The sequence below is a fragment of the Hydrogenimonas thermophila genome (genome assembly GCF_900115615.1).
In the GTDB taxonomy this organism is placed as follows: Bacteria; Campylobacterota; Campylobacteria; order Campylobacterales; family Hydrogenimonadaceae; genus Hydrogenimonas; species Hydrogenimonas thermophila.
The window spans coordinates 1-16,761 of the sequence record NZ_FOXB01000047.1; the positions used below are offsets into that span (position 1 = coordinate 1).

At 28.1% G+C, this 16,761-nt stretch carries 14 protein-coding genes and 1 pseudogene; 8 read left to right on the plus strand and 7 right to left on the minus strand.

Going from position 1 to position 16,761, the window contains the following annotated elements; genetic code table 11:
- The 4 genes and pseudogenes from BM227_RS12815 to BM227_RS11040 all read left to right on the plus strand — a co-directional run.
- A pseudogene (locus BM227_RS12815) lies at positions 1–331 on the plus strand (hypothetical protein); the annotation flags it as partial.
- Positions 332–742: 411 nt separating this feature from the next.
- On the plus strand, positions 743–2,071 hold the full coding sequence (locus BM227_RS11030; RefSeq protein ID WP_092913885.1) for a hypothetical protein: 1,329 nt from the start codon (positions 743–745) through the stop codon (positions 2,069–2,071).
- A gap of 68 nt (positions 2,072–2,139) precedes the next feature.
- A complete protein-coding gene (locus BM227_RS11035; RefSeq protein WP_092913887.1) occupies positions 2,140–2,697 on the plus strand; it encodes a hypothetical protein in 558 nt (185 codons plus the stop codon).
- Entirely contained in the window at positions 2,694–3,356 is a 663-nt protein-coding gene (locus tag BM227_RS11040; protein WP_092913889.1) for a hypothetical protein, read from the plus strand. Before BM227_RS11035 ends, BM227_RS11040 begins: the two co-directional genes overlap by 4 nt.
- 79 nt (positions 3,357–3,435) lie before the next feature.
- Here BM227_RS11040 and BM227_RS11045 read toward each other — a convergent pair whose 3' ends face one another.
- From BM227_RS11045 to zorA, 7 genes are all read right to left on the minus strand, one after another.
- The gene (locus BM227_RS11045; RefSeq protein WP_092913891.1) at positions 3,436–4,152 is read right to left on the minus strand and encodes a hypothetical protein; all 717 of its coding nucleotides are present in this window, start codon (positions 4,150–4,152) and stop codon (positions 3,436–3,438) included.
- Positions 4,153–4,514: 362 nt separating this feature from the next.
- Complete coding sequence (locus tag BM227_RS11050) at positions 4,515–4,841, minus strand: hypothetical protein (protein WP_092913892.1); 327 nt, start codon at positions 4,839–4,841, stop codon at positions 4,515–4,517.
- A 10-nt stretch (positions 4,842–4,851) separates the two neighbouring features.
- Positions 4,852–5,046 (minus strand): hypothetical protein, encoded by a 195-nt coding sequence (locus tag BM227_RS11055; RefSeq protein ID WP_092913894.1) that lies wholly within the window; start codon positions 5,044–5,046, stop codon positions 4,852–4,854.
- Between the two features lie 137 nt (positions 5,047–5,183).
- Complete coding sequence (locus BM227_RS11060) at positions 5,184–8,405, minus strand: SNF2-related protein (protein WP_092913895.1); 3,222 nt, start codon at positions 8,403–8,405, stop codon at positions 5,184–5,186.
- A gap of 18 nt (positions 8,406–8,423) precedes the next feature.
- Entirely contained in the window at positions 8,424–9,779 is a 1,356-nt protein-coding gene (locus BM227_RS11065) for an EH signature domain-containing protein (protein ID WP_092913897.1), read from the minus strand.
- Entirely contained in the window at positions 9,769–10,488 is a 720-nt protein-coding gene (locus BM227_RS11070; protein ID WP_092913899.1) for an OmpA/MotB family protein, read from the minus strand. Before BM227_RS11070 ends, BM227_RS11065 begins: the two co-directional genes overlap by 11 nt.
- A 10-nt stretch (positions 10,489–10,498) precedes the next feature.
- Positions 10,499–12,436, minus strand: coding sequence for an anti-phage ZorAB system protein ZorA (gene zorA, locus BM227_RS11075; protein WP_092913902.1), 1,938 nt, complete (start codon positions 12,434–12,436; stop codon positions 10,499–10,501).
- A gap of 136 nt (positions 12,437–12,572) precedes the next feature.
- On the opposite strand from zorA, the gene BM227_RS11080 reads away from it, so the two are divergent.
- The 4 genes from BM227_RS11080 (at position 12,573) to BM227_RS11100 (ending at position 16,450) form a co-directional block, all read left to right on the plus strand.
- Complete coding sequence (locus tag BM227_RS11080) at positions 12,573–13,136, plus strand: hypothetical protein (protein WP_092913904.1); 564 nt, start codon at positions 12,573–12,575, stop codon at positions 13,134–13,136.
- A gap of 593 nt (positions 13,137–13,729) precedes the next feature.
- Positions 13,730–14,869 carry an AAA family ATPase gene (locus BM227_RS11085; protein ID WP_092913906.1) on the plus strand — a complete coding sequence of 380 codons (1,140 nt, stop codon included), beginning with the start codon at positions 13,730–13,732 and terminating at the stop codon, positions 14,867–14,869.
- Entirely contained in the window at positions 14,862–15,353 is a 492-nt protein-coding gene (locus BM227_RS11090) for a hypothetical protein (RefSeq protein WP_092913907.1), read from the plus strand. The genes BM227_RS11085 and BM227_RS11090 overlap by 8 nt, the downstream gene beginning before the upstream one ends.
- Positions 15,354–16,177: 824 nt before the next feature.
- Positions 16,178–16,450 (plus strand): hypothetical protein, encoded by a 273-nt coding sequence (locus BM227_RS11100; RefSeq protein ID WP_092913911.1) that lies wholly within the window; start codon positions 16,178–16,180, stop codon positions 16,448–16,450.
- Positions 16,451–16,761 lie beyond the last annotated feature (311 nt).

Sequence of the window (16,761 nt, forward strand, 5' to 3'; positions counted from 1 at the left end):
TATTGATAAAACCATTGACAATCAAGAGACTACAACACACTACTATATATCAAATGAGTATAATGATGCAAAAACTTTTTTAACAAAAATTCTTTATGAATGGAGTGTTGAAACAATGCACTTTTACAAAGATACTGCATTAAATGAAGATAAATGCAAAGTCAATAAAGGTGCTTTTGCATTATCTATTCTTAGAAGCTTCGTTATCAATATTTTACATTTGAATAAAGTTGAAAATATTGGTAGAAAAATTGTTGAAACAACATATGATCTTACAGAAGCTTTAACACTTATTTGTATGACAAGAATCAAGTATGGACTTATTAAATGAATATTAGGGTTGGAATGGGCTATATATCATAGAAAGTATCATAAGTATAGGGGTTTTAGTATTATTAATATGGTTATTTTATGAAATAATTATTCAAAGTGGCAACCGATTTCATTGTACTGGAAAAGTTCCAGCAAAGGTACGAAGATCTTGGAGATGTTGCAGTTGTAAGAGAATTATTTACAAAGGAGAAACTGCCTATCATAGTGGTGCTAATAGAAGAGAACTTGGTCGGGTATATATGTGTTCAGATTGCAAAGTTAAAAAAACTAAATCATAGGACTAGTGAATTAAGAAAATTTATTTTTTGTAGGAAATCAAGAAATGGTTTATATTCTTTCCTTATTCCCATGCTCTGCGTGGGAATGCTACAAGATATGAAGCTCAGGTAGGCTAAAAGGATATAGTGAAATGAAAGAATTACATAAATGTTTATCTTCACTTAGAACATTGCAACAAGAGGGGACTTATAGGAGAAAAAAATATTTAGAAGAAAAAGAGTTTATTCAGTATTGTAAATCAGTAAAATTAGATATAACAGAACATAATTTAAAAGAGTTTTCTAAACAAAATTTGATATATTCATATTGCTCTCAAAAAGATTCTAATTCAAATGAAAAAAACTATTATGCAAGATGGCAAATATTTAAAATATATGAATTACTAAACTCTAGTTTTGAAAGTAATATTATAAATTTTAAGCCATTTTTCCAAACTATTTTAGATTACATGATGATAGAACGACTATTATATGATGAAGCTTTTGTAGTTGCTAAAGATGAAACAAATTCAACTATTATTGAAGGTGAAAATTTAGAACAACTCAATAAAAAAATAGAAGAAAAAAGTAAAAAGAATTATAATGAACACTCATATAAAGATTGGATAAAGTTTATAAGAAAATTAGTAGAACTTTATAAAAATTATTTAAATATAGAGAAGTATTTATTAGCTTATGAGGTAAAAATATTTTTAACTGCAACAGTAAATCTGATTATCAATGCCAAAGAAAAAGATTTTAATCAGTTATGTACAGATTTTGATGGAACTCCATCTTCGCTGGAACAAGAAGAAGATGGAGTTACATTTCGCTCTGGAGATTTAAAAAGAATCTATCCTGATGAGATGGAAATGGCAATAGAACAATTTAGAATTAGTTTTAAAAATATTGCTAATGATACTAAAATAGAAGAACTTATTGAGTTTCTCCAAAGTCAAAATTTGGAGTATATCTTTTTACATATTTACGATATTGAGAAAATATGGTTCAATAGAGAACAACATTGGGAAAGAAAGTTATGGGCTTATATGAGGTCACTGGTTATTGGAATAGAGTTTTATTCTAAAAAGATATCTTCTTGTTGTTACTTAGGTGATGTGCATCTATTTCTTGACTTTGCTTCAACAAACACACTAAACAAACCTCCTAAATGTATAGGTCTAAAACGAATAAATAATAAAAAGAGTATAAGTTCTCATCTTGGTAAAGATAAAATTGGTAATGCTGAATCATTTGAAGAATATATAGAAAAATTAAATCTTCTAATTGAAGCTTCAAAAAAGTTTGATGATCCATATAAGGATGAATATTTTTATCATATATTTTATTTGACACGAAACTTTTTTGCTCATAATATCAAAGTAGATAATCAGTTAATAGGTTCAATATTTTATTATGTATATGAATCATTAAAAAAAGTATTATTAGAAATTTATAAAAAAAGTCTGATTAAAAGTTGATAGAAACCAGTACCTTATGCGTTCCAAGCAAAGATTGGGAACGAAGAAAACTCGAAAAGGTAAGGATAATGGAATTATTTGCGACAGTAATATCGGGAGTATTAATATTTGTATTAGGACAACTTTTATTAAAGCTAGTAGTAGAACCTTTACAAGAATTAAAAAAAGAGATAGCACTAACTTTGGATTCACTCTTTTTTTATAAATATAAAATTTCAAGTCCGAATGCAAATTTAGAAAAAGATATATTTGAAGTTTCATCTATTTTGAGGAAACATTCAAGTAATTTAGAGGTAAAATCTTCAATAATACCATTTTATAATTGCTGGTATAAGTTAAGAATTTTACCAAGTAAAAAAAACATAAAAAAAGCTACTAATAAACTGATTGGAATATCAAATTCTCTTTCGCCAAATAATAATAACAATAATGGAATAGAAAATAGTTTTCAAGTTAAAGAAGTCAAAACTTTACTTAGAACCTCTTCAAAATCATCGATAATAAAGTCACTTATTATTACTATAATAATATTGTTAAGTATATACTTCCTCAATAGTGCTATTAACAATGCTGTAAAATTTTATTGTGATAAAAATATCACTACTGTTAGGGATAGCAAAAAATGAGTTTAGAGCAACTAAAAAAATTAAATGATGAAATGATAGATGGTTTATGTTCTTTTTTCAAGGGAGCTAATATATTAATAGAAAAAGACACTGAAATAGTAACAATATATGCATATTTGCTACTTCAAGCTACAGGTATAGAAAGATTACAAAAAATAGTTTTTATATTAAAATATTTTTCAGAGACAAAAAATATTCCTAATGAAAACATTTTAAAAAAACTTGGTCACAGAATAGATAAAATCCATGTAAATCATTTATTAGAGCATTTTAGTGATACAGAAAAAATATATTTTGAAACGGCATTAAAGTTACTAACTGAAATTGTTAATGTAAAAGATGGTTATAGATATGTAAATTTTAATTTTCAAGATTCTAAATCATTTATGGTACAACAACAGGTCGTAAAAATATTAGAACCTATAAAATTAGAATTTGATATTACTAATATTCTAGATTTAACTAAATTATCTTGGAATATCTTGGATTTGATTTTAAAAAAATATACTGCAATTTTAATAGATTTGATAATAAAAAAAGAAATAGGTAATGGTGAGATTTCAATTATTAGTTGTGTACAGCAACTTTCACCAAAAAAATATTTATTTATGAATTTAAATTTAGAAATAGAGAAAATAATCAATAATTATAAAAACTAATATTTCCTTGCTTATATGCTAGAGTTTCATCATATCATTTAATATATGACAAAATAATTATTTCTTGTTAAATTAATTATTAGTCATAATCTTTCAAAACTTTGTAAGTTATATCTAAATTTGTTGCTTTCAGAACTTCTATTCTCAATCCTTTAAAACCTATAATTGTACTTCCATTTGAATTTAGTTCATATTCAATATCTTGTGTAAAAGCTGGTCTTGCTAAGTTATTGATAAATTCTCTAAAAGATATTTTTATTACATTCCCTTTCTTACCTTGGTACAATACAATATATTTAAAAGAATCTTCACCAAAATTTGGTGGTGTTTTACTTAATGAATATGCAATAGGGCTATTAAGATTGCCATATAAACCGTTTATTTTTGAACCTATCTTGTCAAATTTAGAATCATTATTTGAATCAAATAAACAAACTGTATATGGATGACTATCACCTACTATACAAGCACTTTTCCAACCTGTTTTTTTGTCTATTTTTAATATGCCTAAATCTCTTCTTGAAGTTGTAAATTTTCCAGATGCCATTGTATATACATCAATTTTTTGATTTATCTTAACATTGTATGTATCATGAGAATAAAGTTTGACTTTTTCATACATATTTTCTCCAATATCAACAGTAGATATTTTATTTATATCTGGATGATGAACTATTGTACTTCCTGATAATTCATTTTTATCATGGTAAATATTAAGACTTTTAGTTCCGGTAGCACAACCATTAAATCCTAAACTTAAAATAGTTATAATTGTAAATCCTATGATTTTTTTCATCTTTTTCTCCATAAATTAACCAGTTAATAACTATAAAATAATTTAGCTTAATGCAAACTAAGAAAAATATATATAATATATTTAGTTATAGAATATTCTATATTTTAAATATATTTTAATATATGATTATAGGTTGTAGTGCATTAATTAAAAGTGAAAATATACAACTTTTTAAACTCAGGTTAAAATATTTATAATATTTTTATATCTAATATATAAAATAGCTATTTCATATTTTATTGCTATTATATGTGGACACTTTTTAGTAATAAATCAGTACATAAGCATTAGTTAACTTGCTTGATTACTTAGACCCTTATAAGTCATACCATTACATTTAATCGTATAAATTTCAAAAGCTCCTAATTTTTCATAAATAGACTGAATGAGAAAGAACGGAGGTCAAATCCTCGACAACTAAGAGTTGTATATATCTGCTCAAGTGATGCTGGGTCAAGATCTTCTTGTTCTAAAAAAGAGTTTATGATTCGTTTTGGAGTTTCATTGAATAAACGAAGATATATATGTGTATAATCCTCTTTAAACTCAGAAAGAATACTTTTTAATGTCTCTTTATCAATTTGTCTATTTTTATTGTATGACCAGTTAATATAGGTCATTATAGGATGTAAAGTAGATGTAACAGTTGGAGTCGGTGCATTTGAGTTGCGTCTTCTGTATTGCAACATACTCATTCCATTAAACGTTTATTATGATATTTTTATCAAATCTTTTCCAAAAATCCTCATCAGGCTTTTTTGCTAATGGCATTTTTCCCCATTCATTCTCTTGATTTGTTCTTTTTTCTTTATATTTTTTACTATTAGCATATTCAATTGCTCTTTTTGCAACTTTAGGATTTACAACAATCGGTTTAAAAATTGATTTTGTCATTATGTCACTCCTCTTTGACTCTGATTATAGCTATTAAAGTAATAAAAGTATAATAAAATTAAGCTTAAAGTCATAGGGTGTCAAGTGCAACCTAAAAATGTACCACATACGTAAAGTTAAAATACACACAATATAGGTCAGCTCATCGGTAAAGTTAATTGAAATAGTTGTTCCCTTTCTATTAGTTCAACATTATGACTTTTTGCTAAATTTTTGGCATTGTCATTAAAGTAAAAATTTGTGACTGCAACTAATTTTGCTTCAGGATATGCTAATTTTGCCTCGGCTATTAGTTGACGAATTGCATCACGTCCTTGTCTCTTTTTAACTCTAGTATGCTTACATTGAATGGCAACTGTTTCGTTGCCTTTTGTAGCAATAATATCAGCACCAAGCTCTGTTGGTATTTTAGATGTTATATGGCATCTATATCCTAACTTTTCATATAAACGCATTACTTCAATTTCAAACTCTTCCGGACTCATAAGATCCCACTTTTCGATTTCATCTAAATTGTTAAAAAAGCTTTCAACCATTTCACTATCTTTAATAGATGGCGTAGGTATTAAAGTACCGTCGCTTAATGATTTTTTATTTGTGATCAATTTATTTAGACCTGAATCAAAAGTTTCTATCTTTGGTGCGGTATTAATAAGATGATAAATATAAACATCTTTTTCTTGACCGATTCTATATATTCGATCGCTTGCTTGGTCCTCTTTTGCAGGATTCCAATGTCTTTCAAGATGTATAACGTGATTTGCTGCGGTAATAGTTAATCCTATACCTGCTGCAAGAGGAGACAATAGTAGTATATTAAAGCCTTTTTTACTTTCAAATTGTTCTAATTTTTTATCAACTATCTCTTGTTTATTGTTTTTTCCATTAATAATGTCAACTTTAAAACCATAATGCTTTTGTAAAGCAGTTTGTAGTAGGGTTTGCATTGTATGGCGAATAACAAATATAAGAACTTTCTCCTCTTTTGCTTTAATATTATTTAAAAGATTCAATAGTTCACTCATCTTTGATGATTTAAAAAATTTTTCTGGATTTGATAACTGGATAAAATTTTCTTTATCAAGTTTATCTTCCATATCAAGTAATTTTGGGTGCAATGAAAGTATTCTAAGTTTTTGTAGTTTTTCTATTGAGTGCAAAGAGCTATTTACAATTTCATTATGTAGTTTTATTTCATCTTTGTGCATAGGTACTTCAATAAATTTTAAATGTTTCTCAGGCAGTCCTTGAAGATGATCTTTCTTTAAACGTCTAAGCATATAATCTCCAATTTTTTTACGCAACTCTTTATCAACTTTTCCAATATTTTTCTCATCTTCAATAGGTTTTGCATAACGTTCTCTAAAAGATTTCCAAGAGCCTATATATGTTGGATCAAATGCATCAAACAGTGACCATAGATCTCGAAGTTCATTTTCAATAGGAGTTCCTGTAACTACTATTGTAAAAGGAGTATTTGCACTAATAGCTTTTGCGGCTTGTGTAATTCTTGCATTTGGATTTTTTATCTTTTGTGCTTCATCAAAGATACAAAGTTCAAATTTAAATAAGTCTTTATTGGCAAAAGCGAGTTGATTAATACTAAGAGTTTCATAAGTGGTAATAAATATGTTATAACGTAGTAAATCTATAATATCGAGACTATTTTGGGCAAGATTTTGAACTGTATCGGGTCCTTCTTTAAAAGAATCACACAATTTCTTTAAGGAAATATTTCTACCTTGTAATATTTTAACCCTAAATGCACTTTTATCGATAATGATATTTTCAATCTCATTTTTCCAAGATGTTAAAAGTATTGATGGAGCTACAATTAATATTCGTTGATTAGAGTGATCTAAAGGGTTGCTTTTTGTGTTATAAAGGTAGTTAATAAAAGCAATTACTTGGAATGTCTTTCCTAATCCCATATCATCTGCTAATAATCCACCTTTATAACCATTTTCATAAAGTGTTTTTAACCAGTTAAAACCTACTATTTGATGTGGCTTTGGTTCAAATTTATCTGATATGTTTTGCCAATCACGAGCCTGTTTTTTAGCTGAATGTTTAATACAAACTACTTCATCATTATTTGAGCCAATGCCTTCTTCATCATTTGGATTTATACCTAAAAACTCATTTTTTTGTTTTGTTTCTTTGTTTTCAAACTCTTTAATTTGATCTTCTTGCAAACATTCTTTTAGCAAAGATTCTACAATATCTAAAGGTATAGGATCAGAGTTTTTAATAGAGATATACTCTTCTCCTTTCTCTTTGACTTTTTCAACCTCCATTTGTAACTGTTCTAATTCAATATCATCAAGATCATCAATTATTGCTTTTACATCTTTTTTATCTGTAAGAGCAATATCATCTCCTGCCGTCAATACTTGACTCATAGGAGCTTCCATTTTTGTTGAACCAAAAAAACCTATATACGGTTCAGTTCTTAACTCTGTAACACGAATCAAACGATATTTACTAAATTCAACTGCTTGAATATCATCTTCAGCAAAAAATGATTCAGGGTTAGTTTTAAATTGATCAGCCTGTTCTTTTGGTATTCTTTTTGTTTTAATGATGGCTTTTGCACTCTTTAACTGTTTGTCTTCAAGTATATATCTAATCGTCTTTTCATTATTTTGGTTGGTTAAAATAAGATGTTGATCTGGATGATTGGCTATTGTAGAGCTATTACGAACAATAAATTCTGTTTCAAGACCTGGAATAAGAGGATAAATATCAAGTTCACCAGTATCATTTTCAATAATATCGATACCTATTTTATCAACTTTTTTTATGAAGTCATTCTCTATAAGTCCCTTATAATGTACACCGTTATCTTCAAATGACTGCATTGTCTCAATAGCAGAATATCGCAAAGCTGTATTATTACTCTGATTTGCTCTTTTTACAGCAAGATACGACTGATACATTGATTCAGGAAGAAGATAATAGGTATTTTCTGTCAACTCTAAAATGGAACCAATTATTTTAGGACTAAATAGTAGAGTATCATTCTGAATAAAGTTTACTTCAAAGATTGCATCTCTATCTAAAAACCCACGATGTTTTACTTCCATAGTGCCATCAAAGTATTTAGGAATAGGAAAGAGTTTTGATCTATCATCTTTTAGAAATGGATAAATATCATTATGTGAAATTGAAAGTATATTTTCTTCTACTGTTCCAAAACCATCTTCTGCAAGATCATTAAATAAGTTGTTATATAACTGTACGGCATCACTGCTACTAAAGTTTCTATTCAATTTAAAATGAATTGCATTTTGGTCGTAACTATAATTTATAATCTCTCTTTTTTCTTTCTTATTAAGTTTTTTTAAAAAGCTAAACATAATATATTACCTTCATTTCTATTGTAAAAGAGTTTCTCTTAGAGTAATTTTTATATTTGGTATATGCTCTTTTAAAATATTAAAGACTTTATTTTGCCAAGTACCAATTTCACTATGACTATGAGTTACTTCTTCAATGATCAATTGTTTAGCATAATCTGTTTTATAAAAATCTTGATAGTCATAATATTTATTTTCTAAAGAGATAGGAGTATCGCTATATAGTCTTACTTTTGCATTATGCGTTCCTTCAATTACTTTTATTTTTCCAAAATCCATATAGATAAATGAGCGTTTTGAATCAGATATAAAGCTATAGGAACTATTATTTCTTCCAGTAAAACGCTGTTTAAATGGTCCTTCTAATCGTTCAAACTCACTATTATTAATAAAAAGTTTAGCATACCTAAGATGTTTTACAAAAGGTTTCCAAAATGCTTTTCTGTAACGATATACATTGTCATATTCAGGATCGCTAAGTACTTCAAGGAAAAGTACAAGATCTTCTTTTGATAAATATCCTATTAAAAATTTACGATATTTTTCTCCTATACGGTTCCAACTAACATTTTGAGCATTATAAGTAGAAACAGTCCTAGGATCACCAACTAAATCAATGATAAAGTTGACCCATTCAGTATAATCATAGTTTGGTGATTGCATCATTTTTTCAATTAAAACTCTAACAGTATATTCACCGATTAAAATATGTTTATCGTAACGAAAATTTTTATAAGAGTTTATTTTTTTAAATACCTCTTTTTCACTTTTGTCTGGTTCAATACTCTTTAATTGGTTTACTAAATCTAAAATAAGCAGATAGTTATAAAAGTCACTATTTGGTGAAAGATTAAAAGTTTTCCATATCTTTTCAATAGATTTAAATTTTTTAAGTAATGAAATTGGATCTAAGAGATTATTTAAATAGGTTTTGTATATCTTCATAAAATAGTTGTGTCCCTTATACTTTTTAAGAACTTTAGAAATACTTGAGCGTATATCAATTTTATACTCTTCAAGTAAAAAGTAGTGTGTAAAATAAAATTGAATAACTCTCTTTTTGATACTAATATTTTCCTCTTTTTCCATTTGTGATAAGAGTTCAGGCAACAACTCAACTTCTAATAATTGTTTAAAACTTATTTTTGACTCTATTAAATGAATTGAAACCGATCTTAATTGAGTAGTGCTAAGTGTTACAGGTTCTTCATTTTTAAGCCAATGTTCTCTAAAAAATCTAATATCATCATTAAATGAGTTAGGTTTTCTATTTGATCCATTTCTTAGTTTTAATATATTTGTTTCAATAGTTTTTATAAGCTTAGAAAAGTCATATGGAGGGTGGTTTTTAATTGGAGGAAGTTCAATCTTCATTTTTTAACTCTTCAATACTAGGAGGATTGACTGCGAAAAAAAACTGAATACGACGATTACGTTCCCTTCCATCTTCAGTTTCGTTAGAGACTCCCTTAATTGGTCGTGTATCAGCATAACCACTATAAGATATTAGTGCTTCTCCTTTTTTATTTGTTAGTTTTGAAAAAGCTCCATTGGTTAATTGATCCATCAATAAAAAAGTATTAATTGCCCGTTGAGCTGAAAGTTCCATATTGGTCCATCTAAAACCGCATCTACTTTTATTTAGTTTAACATTATCTGTATGTCCTTCTATAAAAATAGTATTAATAGCATTTTTATACTTATTTTGAATCATCATATTAAGCAACTCATTTGCTACCTCTTTTATAACCCAAACTTTATCTTTTCTAATATCTGCTTTTGCTGAATCAAAAAGTCGTTCCCTTGTAATTCTCATTGCACCATCATCAGTATCTATTTCAACATTTATCCCTTTCTTTTTTAAGTTAAGTTGTAACTTATGCAATAGTTCATTACGAGCATTTATATTTTTTTCAAATGCTTCAATCTTTTTTTGTGCAATATTCTGTTTGTCCTGATATTCAAGTATCATATATGCAAGAATCAAAATAAAGATAAATAGCAAAGATGTCATCAAATCTGAAATAGAGATCCAAAAATGATTTTCTTCTTGTGGAGTTTGATGATTTCTTAAAAACCTCATAAATAATTACCTATTTATTGAGTTTATCATTAATAGATTCTAAAGCATCTTCCAGAGATGCTATGCTTTGCGATAGTGTATTTGCAAAGTTAACTAAAGCACCTTGTACTTCATTAAGAGAGTTTTGCATTGTAGATTGGACTTGTAGATCATAAGCTTTAAGCCATTTTGACATCTCTTCACCAAATTCTTCAAGATTATGTCTATTGTCTTCCAAAATATTTTGATATACTTTATGCAGTTCTTCAGCAGAATGTTTAACGTTATCCACCATATCAGCGGTATTTTTTGAGGTAGTATCCATATTTTCCATAATAACTTTAGCTTCTTGCATATTTGAATTTAATGTATCTTGAAGTTGATTAACCTTATCAATTGATACTTTAAACTCTTCAGTTGCTTGTTGTGTATTTTCTGAAAATGTTTTAAGGTTTTGACTACCCGTTTCAAATGTATCAAGCATATCAGGAACTACAGTTAATTTTTGAGCTGATCTATCTATAACTGATTGGATCTGAGATACCTTCTGTATAATATTTTCTAAAATAGTTTTGCTTTTTTCTTCTATTTCTTTAATAAAGGTACGATTGGAATTGAAGAGTTCTTGATGCATAGTTTGAATCTCTTTAATAACTTTTTCTACACTCTCTTCTTGTGAATGACTTTGTTTATATATATTTTCTAGTAGTTTTTGCATATTGGAAGTTATATTTTTGCTTTCTTCTGTAATAAGCTGATGTTGTTGTTGCATAACGTCTTGCTGTTTGGAGTAAATATTATTCATATTTGAAGCTGCTTTTTTAGCTACATCATCAAATATATGTTGCATTTGCTCAAAAGTTTTTGTCACTCTTTCATCTTGCTTTTGTTGTTGAAGAATCATTTGTTGATTGTATTGATTAAGATTATTTATCAGTGATGTCAACTCTTGCGTAGTATTAGCCATTAATGATTGAATTTGTTCAGTTTGTTTACCTGTTGCATTTTCTATTTTTGATATAAAAGTTTGAATTAGGGCATTTAGATTATCTGACTGTGATTCAACAGCCATTTTAGCATTTTGGCTAAGAGCTGATAACGGCTCTTTTAATGACTCTCCAATAGCTTCTGAAATATGTTTAGGCATCTGTTGCAAATGGTTATTCATTTGAGAAATTACAGGATTGAATTGTTCGCTAATTTTTTGAGTTAATGTTTCTGCTAATGAGTTTAATGCTCTTGTCTGTTGTTCAGATTCATTAGCTATTATAAAAAGATTTTGTTCAGCAGTTTGTCGTTTAAAAATATCATCGATCATATTTTGTAGATGATGAATTTTATTGGTTAAAGAACCTTCCAAATATTTTTCTATAAATGTATAAAAGACTGATAGTAAAATACCCCATACTGAAGCAGTAAACTTAACGCCTACCATACCGATAAAGTGACGAATTGACTCTTTAAGGTTGTCTCCTTCCAAGTTAAGATTTACCAATGCAACATAAAGTGCAAAAAAAGTACCAAGTAAACCTATACCAAGTAAAATACCTGCAATAGCACTGTAAAATTTGGAGCCTACATGAGATGCTAGTGTGCGTTCATTAAAAAAATAATCGGCATCAAGAGAGTTCTCTAATGAATTACCCTGTTTTATCAAACTTTCATCAAACTCATTCCATAAGTGGTAAATACGACTATTTTGTTTTAAATTTTCAAGAAAGTCATTGTAGTAACCAAACCCTTTCTCTTTAAGTAAACCAATCTCTTTTTCAAGAAGTTCAATATCTTTAAGATCTTTTCGGTAAGAAAACCATAGTTTAATCGATGCAAACAAAAATATTACTATTAGAAAGATTTCAATACTTGTTACTATCCAATCACCAAAACTTAGATTTGTAGTAAAAACAATTGTCTCATTCTCTTTATGCGAAAATGGTAAAAGTTTTAGCAGTATTTCTTTTGTAGTCATAAATTTTCTCCATATAAAATGAAACCATATAATCTATGTTATACAAAAGAATATTTAATGTCGTTTAATAAGATAATAGTATAGATTAGTTTATGTGTTATAATTGTATAAATGTTACTAAAAATTGGAGATTAAAATGAGTAAATTGTATAAATTAATGGCATTCTTAGCTATTGGGTTAACTGGTTGTGGTGGAGGAGGTTCAACTACTTCCACTTCTTATATTACGTATGATATGTGGGATTATGTTGTAAGCGATCAAAATATTACAAAACATTTTGATTTATATGATACAGATTCAAATTTTAATCCAACTGGCGGAGTATATTTAAATGCTGGTGATTTAAAAGAAACTTTACTCTCTTCTACAAGTGTAAAACAGGAAGAAATTGTAAATGGTAATATCATTAATACAGAAGTATTAACTGTATCAGATAATTATATTAAAGTAGAAAATGGTAATACTTTAGATAGATATAGAAGTATAGGTTCAGATTTTGGAGGATGTACAATAGCACAACATTATGATACATATAATCCTATGGATGATTATAACTTTGTAGATGTTATAGAAATACACTGTGATGATTACTCAATGTTTTATGCAAAAGGTAAAGGTAAAATATTAGGACAAGGAATATATACAATTAATGGAAATACTAGCTACACTATTTCAATAGCAAACAATATTTCAAATTAGTTTTAGTTTTAAAGTTTTAGAGTGTAGTGCCTTATCTTAACATTAGAATTTTGTTAAAATAACTTTTAAGTTTATAGATATGGAGATATATACAAGATATATTTAAGTATTTAAGATAGCAGTTTATAATTATTAGGTTTAACTGGTGCAGTATGAAATAGATATACAATATCCGCTGATTTTTTAACTCAGCAATTTACAGATGACGATACTAATTACACCTAATATAAAATCAAGAAGCCGTATGACAAAATCTAAAGTAATCATCTCACCATGTTCCGGCATGGTGATCCACCCTTAATAGATGGATAATAACTCGAATTTATTGCTATATTGATAGATTTAATCTTTAGCACTCTATTGCAGAAATAGCCAAAAATAAAACTCCTCCAGCAAATTATCTTAAATGGTTAAACCTTAGAAAGCTCTCTGAACAATTTAATAAGTTTTCAGGAAATTGATTCTATATGCTTTTATCTTAAAAAATTGTCAAAATTGTCAAAAATATAAAATAAGATAAAGCAGTTTTCCTTTATAATATTGTGATATAGTATATTTATATAGTAATATAGTCGCAAACATAAAGGAAAATCATGCTATTGGAATATGGAGCTAAAAACTTTTTCTCTTTTAAAGAGGGATTTGAAATATCTTTTTGCAATAGTAAAAGTATTGCAACTGTTATAGCACTTAAAGGTGCTAATGCATCAGGTAAAACCAATGCCATCAAAGCACTCTCTTTTTTAAGTTGGTTTGCTGTTAGCTCTTTTTCCAAATTACAGCCAAATGAGAAGATCCCATTTTCCCCTTTTTTTCATAATAAAGATGAGATAACAGAACTATATGCACGATTTTTATATGAAGGAATTGAGTATATTTATGAACTTGAGTTAACAAAAGATCAGGTTGTTAAAGAGACACTCTACAAAAAAGAGAAGCGACTTACTAAGGTTTTAGAGCGTTGTGGCGATAAGCTCTCATATATTTCAAAAAAGATGAAAGATTTAAAAGCTATTAAGATTAACCGTAGTAATGCATCTATTATCAGTATAGCAAATCAATATGAGATAGAGGCAGTTGAACCTTTTTATAGATTATTTAAAAATATTTTTACAAATGTTGGAGTTTACGGTAAACAACCAAATGAAAAGATATTTACAAGTTATACAGAGATATCTAAATTTTATGCTAACCATAGAGATATTTTCGATTTTGTTGTAGATTTTCTAAAAAAAGCAGATACCGGGATTGATAATATTGAGATAGTAGAAAAGGAGGATCCTGAAACAGGGGAGAAGCTATTTGTTCCAATCTTTCTTTTTAAAATAGATGGAGAAACAAGAGAGTTGAGTTTTTATGAACAATCTAATGGTGTTCAGTCACTCTATATTCAATTAGGATTTTATGCAACTGTTTTAAAAGATGGTATGGTACTTGCTCTTGATGAATTTGATATCAATCTGCATCCTGATCTTTTGCCTTGGATAGTTAACTTCTTTGAAGATGAAACATTCAACAAAAACCACGCTCAATTTATCTTTACAACACATAATAATGAAATAATGGATAGGCTTGGTAAATATAGGGTAGTTTTTGTAAATAAAGAGGAGAATGAGAGCTATCTTTATCGTTTAGATGAGATCCCTGGAGATATGTTGCGTAATGATCGTCCTATCACACCTGTGTATCAAGCAAATAAAATAGGTGGCAGACCAAGGATATCTAATGCCTAAAAAGTTTAAAAATCGTCGTAAAGATGCTTTTCTTTCATCAATACCAGTAGTATCGATTGAGAGTGTAGATAATGATATTACAAAGAGGTGTAAATTTAATTTTTCATATTTTACGATAGATGAGGCAGGACAAAATTTTTCAGATTGGTCACAAGATGAGTTGGCAAAACTTTTTGATAAGCTTAAAGAGTATTCAAAATTTTCTCTTGATGAATTATCAAAGATGAAAGTAGGTAGATATGCTATTTTTGAGAGATATACCTCTTTCCCTGTCAATAGTGACTTTAAACTTCCAAAACATATTCCGCATCAAGCTATTTGGTGCCGTTTTCATTTAGAAAATCGTCCAAGACTCATAGGATTTACAATTCCAGAAGAGTTTTATGACAAAATACATCAAGGAACTGGCTTAAGATTTGATACCAACACATTTTATGTTGTATTTTTAGATAGAGATCATAGATTTTATAAAACAAAAAAATAAAGGAATGAGAATAATTCTATATGAATATTTCATATAGTTTCAGAAAAATATACTATTTTTTCTGAAAAAATAAAAGAGATAAAATGAGGCAAGTTTTCTATATAATGGGACTTTCAAAGATATTTTGTCACAGTAGAGGGTGATGCTTTCTAAAAGTGATATTTATTTTGATGAAATTATAGAGATAATAAGAGAATGAGAAACTCTTTTTTATCCTTTATAAGAAAATATAGAAAGTTTTAAGCCCACTTTCCAAAGGCAGTTGCGTTAAGTCAATCTGCTTTTTCTTTCATGAAGCATAACATGTCAATTGTTCGAGTCGGACTCAATTGATAAGTCAAAAACTTATATATATTTAATTCTACTATGACTCTTGTACTGGAGAGCAGTACCCACTCTATCACCCTTTTGCTTAGACCAATCCATCAGCCGGCGATACTTGCTAATAAGATTGCGCTCCTTTTGTTTACGATGGCAAGGATGACCCGTAGGTCATCGGAGCTCCACCGGAAAGCCTGAATACAGGCTAATTTATCTATAAAAAGAACAAATGAATGATAGCATAGATTTTTGTTTTTTTTGAGACACTTAAAAATAGGACTGTGTTTTATTTTTATTTTGTTTCCTTTCTGAAAGTAAGATTCTCCAATTATCTCCAAATAATGCAATCTTTCAAATCTTTAGCGACTTTTTAAAAAAACATAAGAGTAAACACCAAAAAAACAAAATTGTAAACAGATTTTTTCTCCTGATTTTTTTCAAAAAATTCAAACTCAAAAAAATATGTATATAGGTAAGAGAATAAATTTTAGGAGGATTAATAGATGAACTCATTGAGTCAAATCCAAAAATGGATAAAGATGGATGAGAGTAATGTTGCATTTTTAATGCGTTACTTTGCTAGGTTGCCTACTGCTTTGCAAATAGTGATTATGCAAAGGCATAGAAGAATTCTTTTTCAAAAAAAGGAGGAGTTTAAAAATGATGGAGTAGAGATTCAGATGGCTTCTTGGATTTCATTTGTACTTGCGATCAAGTCTCTTTATGTAGAAGAGAAGCCGTTTTATAAGAAACAACTTAAACGGCTGAAATTTTAAAAAAAAACATACCTTTTTGTTTCATTTTTAAAACACTTCAAAACTGCGAAGTGTTTTGATGATGAAACATAAGTTTCATCAATAACACTAACAAGGTATCGGCTTGTAGTTTAATAGAGCCGATATAGTTTGATTTTTGTTGTTGTGTTAGCTCTTTAACAATTCATTGTCAATGGCACAAATACAATCAAGAGGAAGTGCTATCTATTTTGTTGGTTGTGCAACAAATACTCTCTTAGGATCATAAGGTGTATTATGCACATAGATTGCATAGATAATCTGCAATAGTTTTCTTGCCGTAATAATGAGTG

Bases quoted from the DNA above. Each gene is read 5' to 3' on its own strand.
- BM227_RS11030 (WP_092913885.1), top strand. From the start codon at position 743: ATGAAAGAATTACATAAATGTTTATCTTCACTTAGAACATTGCAACAA.
- BM227_RS11035 (WP_092913887.1), top strand. From the start codon at position 2,140: ATGGAATTATTTGCGACAGTAATATCGGGAGTATTAATATTTGTATTA.
- BM227_RS11040 (WP_092913889.1), top strand. From the start codon at position 2,694: ATGAGTTTAGAGCAACTAAAAAAATTAAATGATGAAATGATAGATGGT.
- BM227_RS11045 (WP_092913891.1), bottom strand. From the start codon at position 4,152: ATGAAAAAAATCATAGGATTTACAATTATAACTATTTTAAGTTTAGGA.
- BM227_RS11050 (WP_092913892.1), bottom strand. From the start codon at position 4,841: ATGTTGCAATACAGAAGACGCAACTCAAATGCACCGACTCCAACTGTT.
- BM227_RS11055 (WP_092913894.1), bottom strand. From the start codon at position 5,046: ATGACAAAATCAATTTTTAAACCGATTGTTGTAAATCCTAAAGTTGCA.
- BM227_RS11060 (WP_092913895.1), bottom strand. From the start codon at position 8,405: ATGTTTAGCTTTTTAAAAAAACTTAATAAGAAAGAAAAAAGAGAGATT.
- BM227_RS11065 (WP_092913897.1), bottom strand. From the start codon at position 9,779: ATGAAGATTGAACTTCCTCCAATTAAAAACCACCCTCCATATGACTTT.
- BM227_RS11070 (WP_092913899.1), bottom strand. From the start codon at position 10,488: ATGAGGTTTTTAAGAAATCATCAAACTCCACAAGAAGAAAATCATTTT.
- zorA (WP_092913902.1), bottom strand. From the start codon at position 12,436: ATGACTACAAAAGAAATACTGCTAAAACTTTTACCATTTTCGCATAAA.
- BM227_RS11080 (WP_092913904.1), top strand. From the start codon at position 12,573: ATGAGTAAATTGTATAAATTAATGGCATTCTTAGCTATTGGGTTAACT.
- BM227_RS11085 (WP_092913906.1), top strand. From the start codon at position 13,730: ATGCTATTGGAATATGGAGCTAAAAACTTTTTCTCTTTTAAAGAGGGA.
- BM227_RS11090 (WP_092913907.1), top strand. From the start codon at position 14,862: ATGCCTAAAAAGTTTAAAAATCGTCGTAAAGATGCTTTTCTTTCATCA.
- BM227_RS11100 (WP_092913911.1), top strand. From the start codon at position 16,178: ATGAACTCATTGAGTCAAATCCAAAAATGGATAAAGATGGATGAGAGT.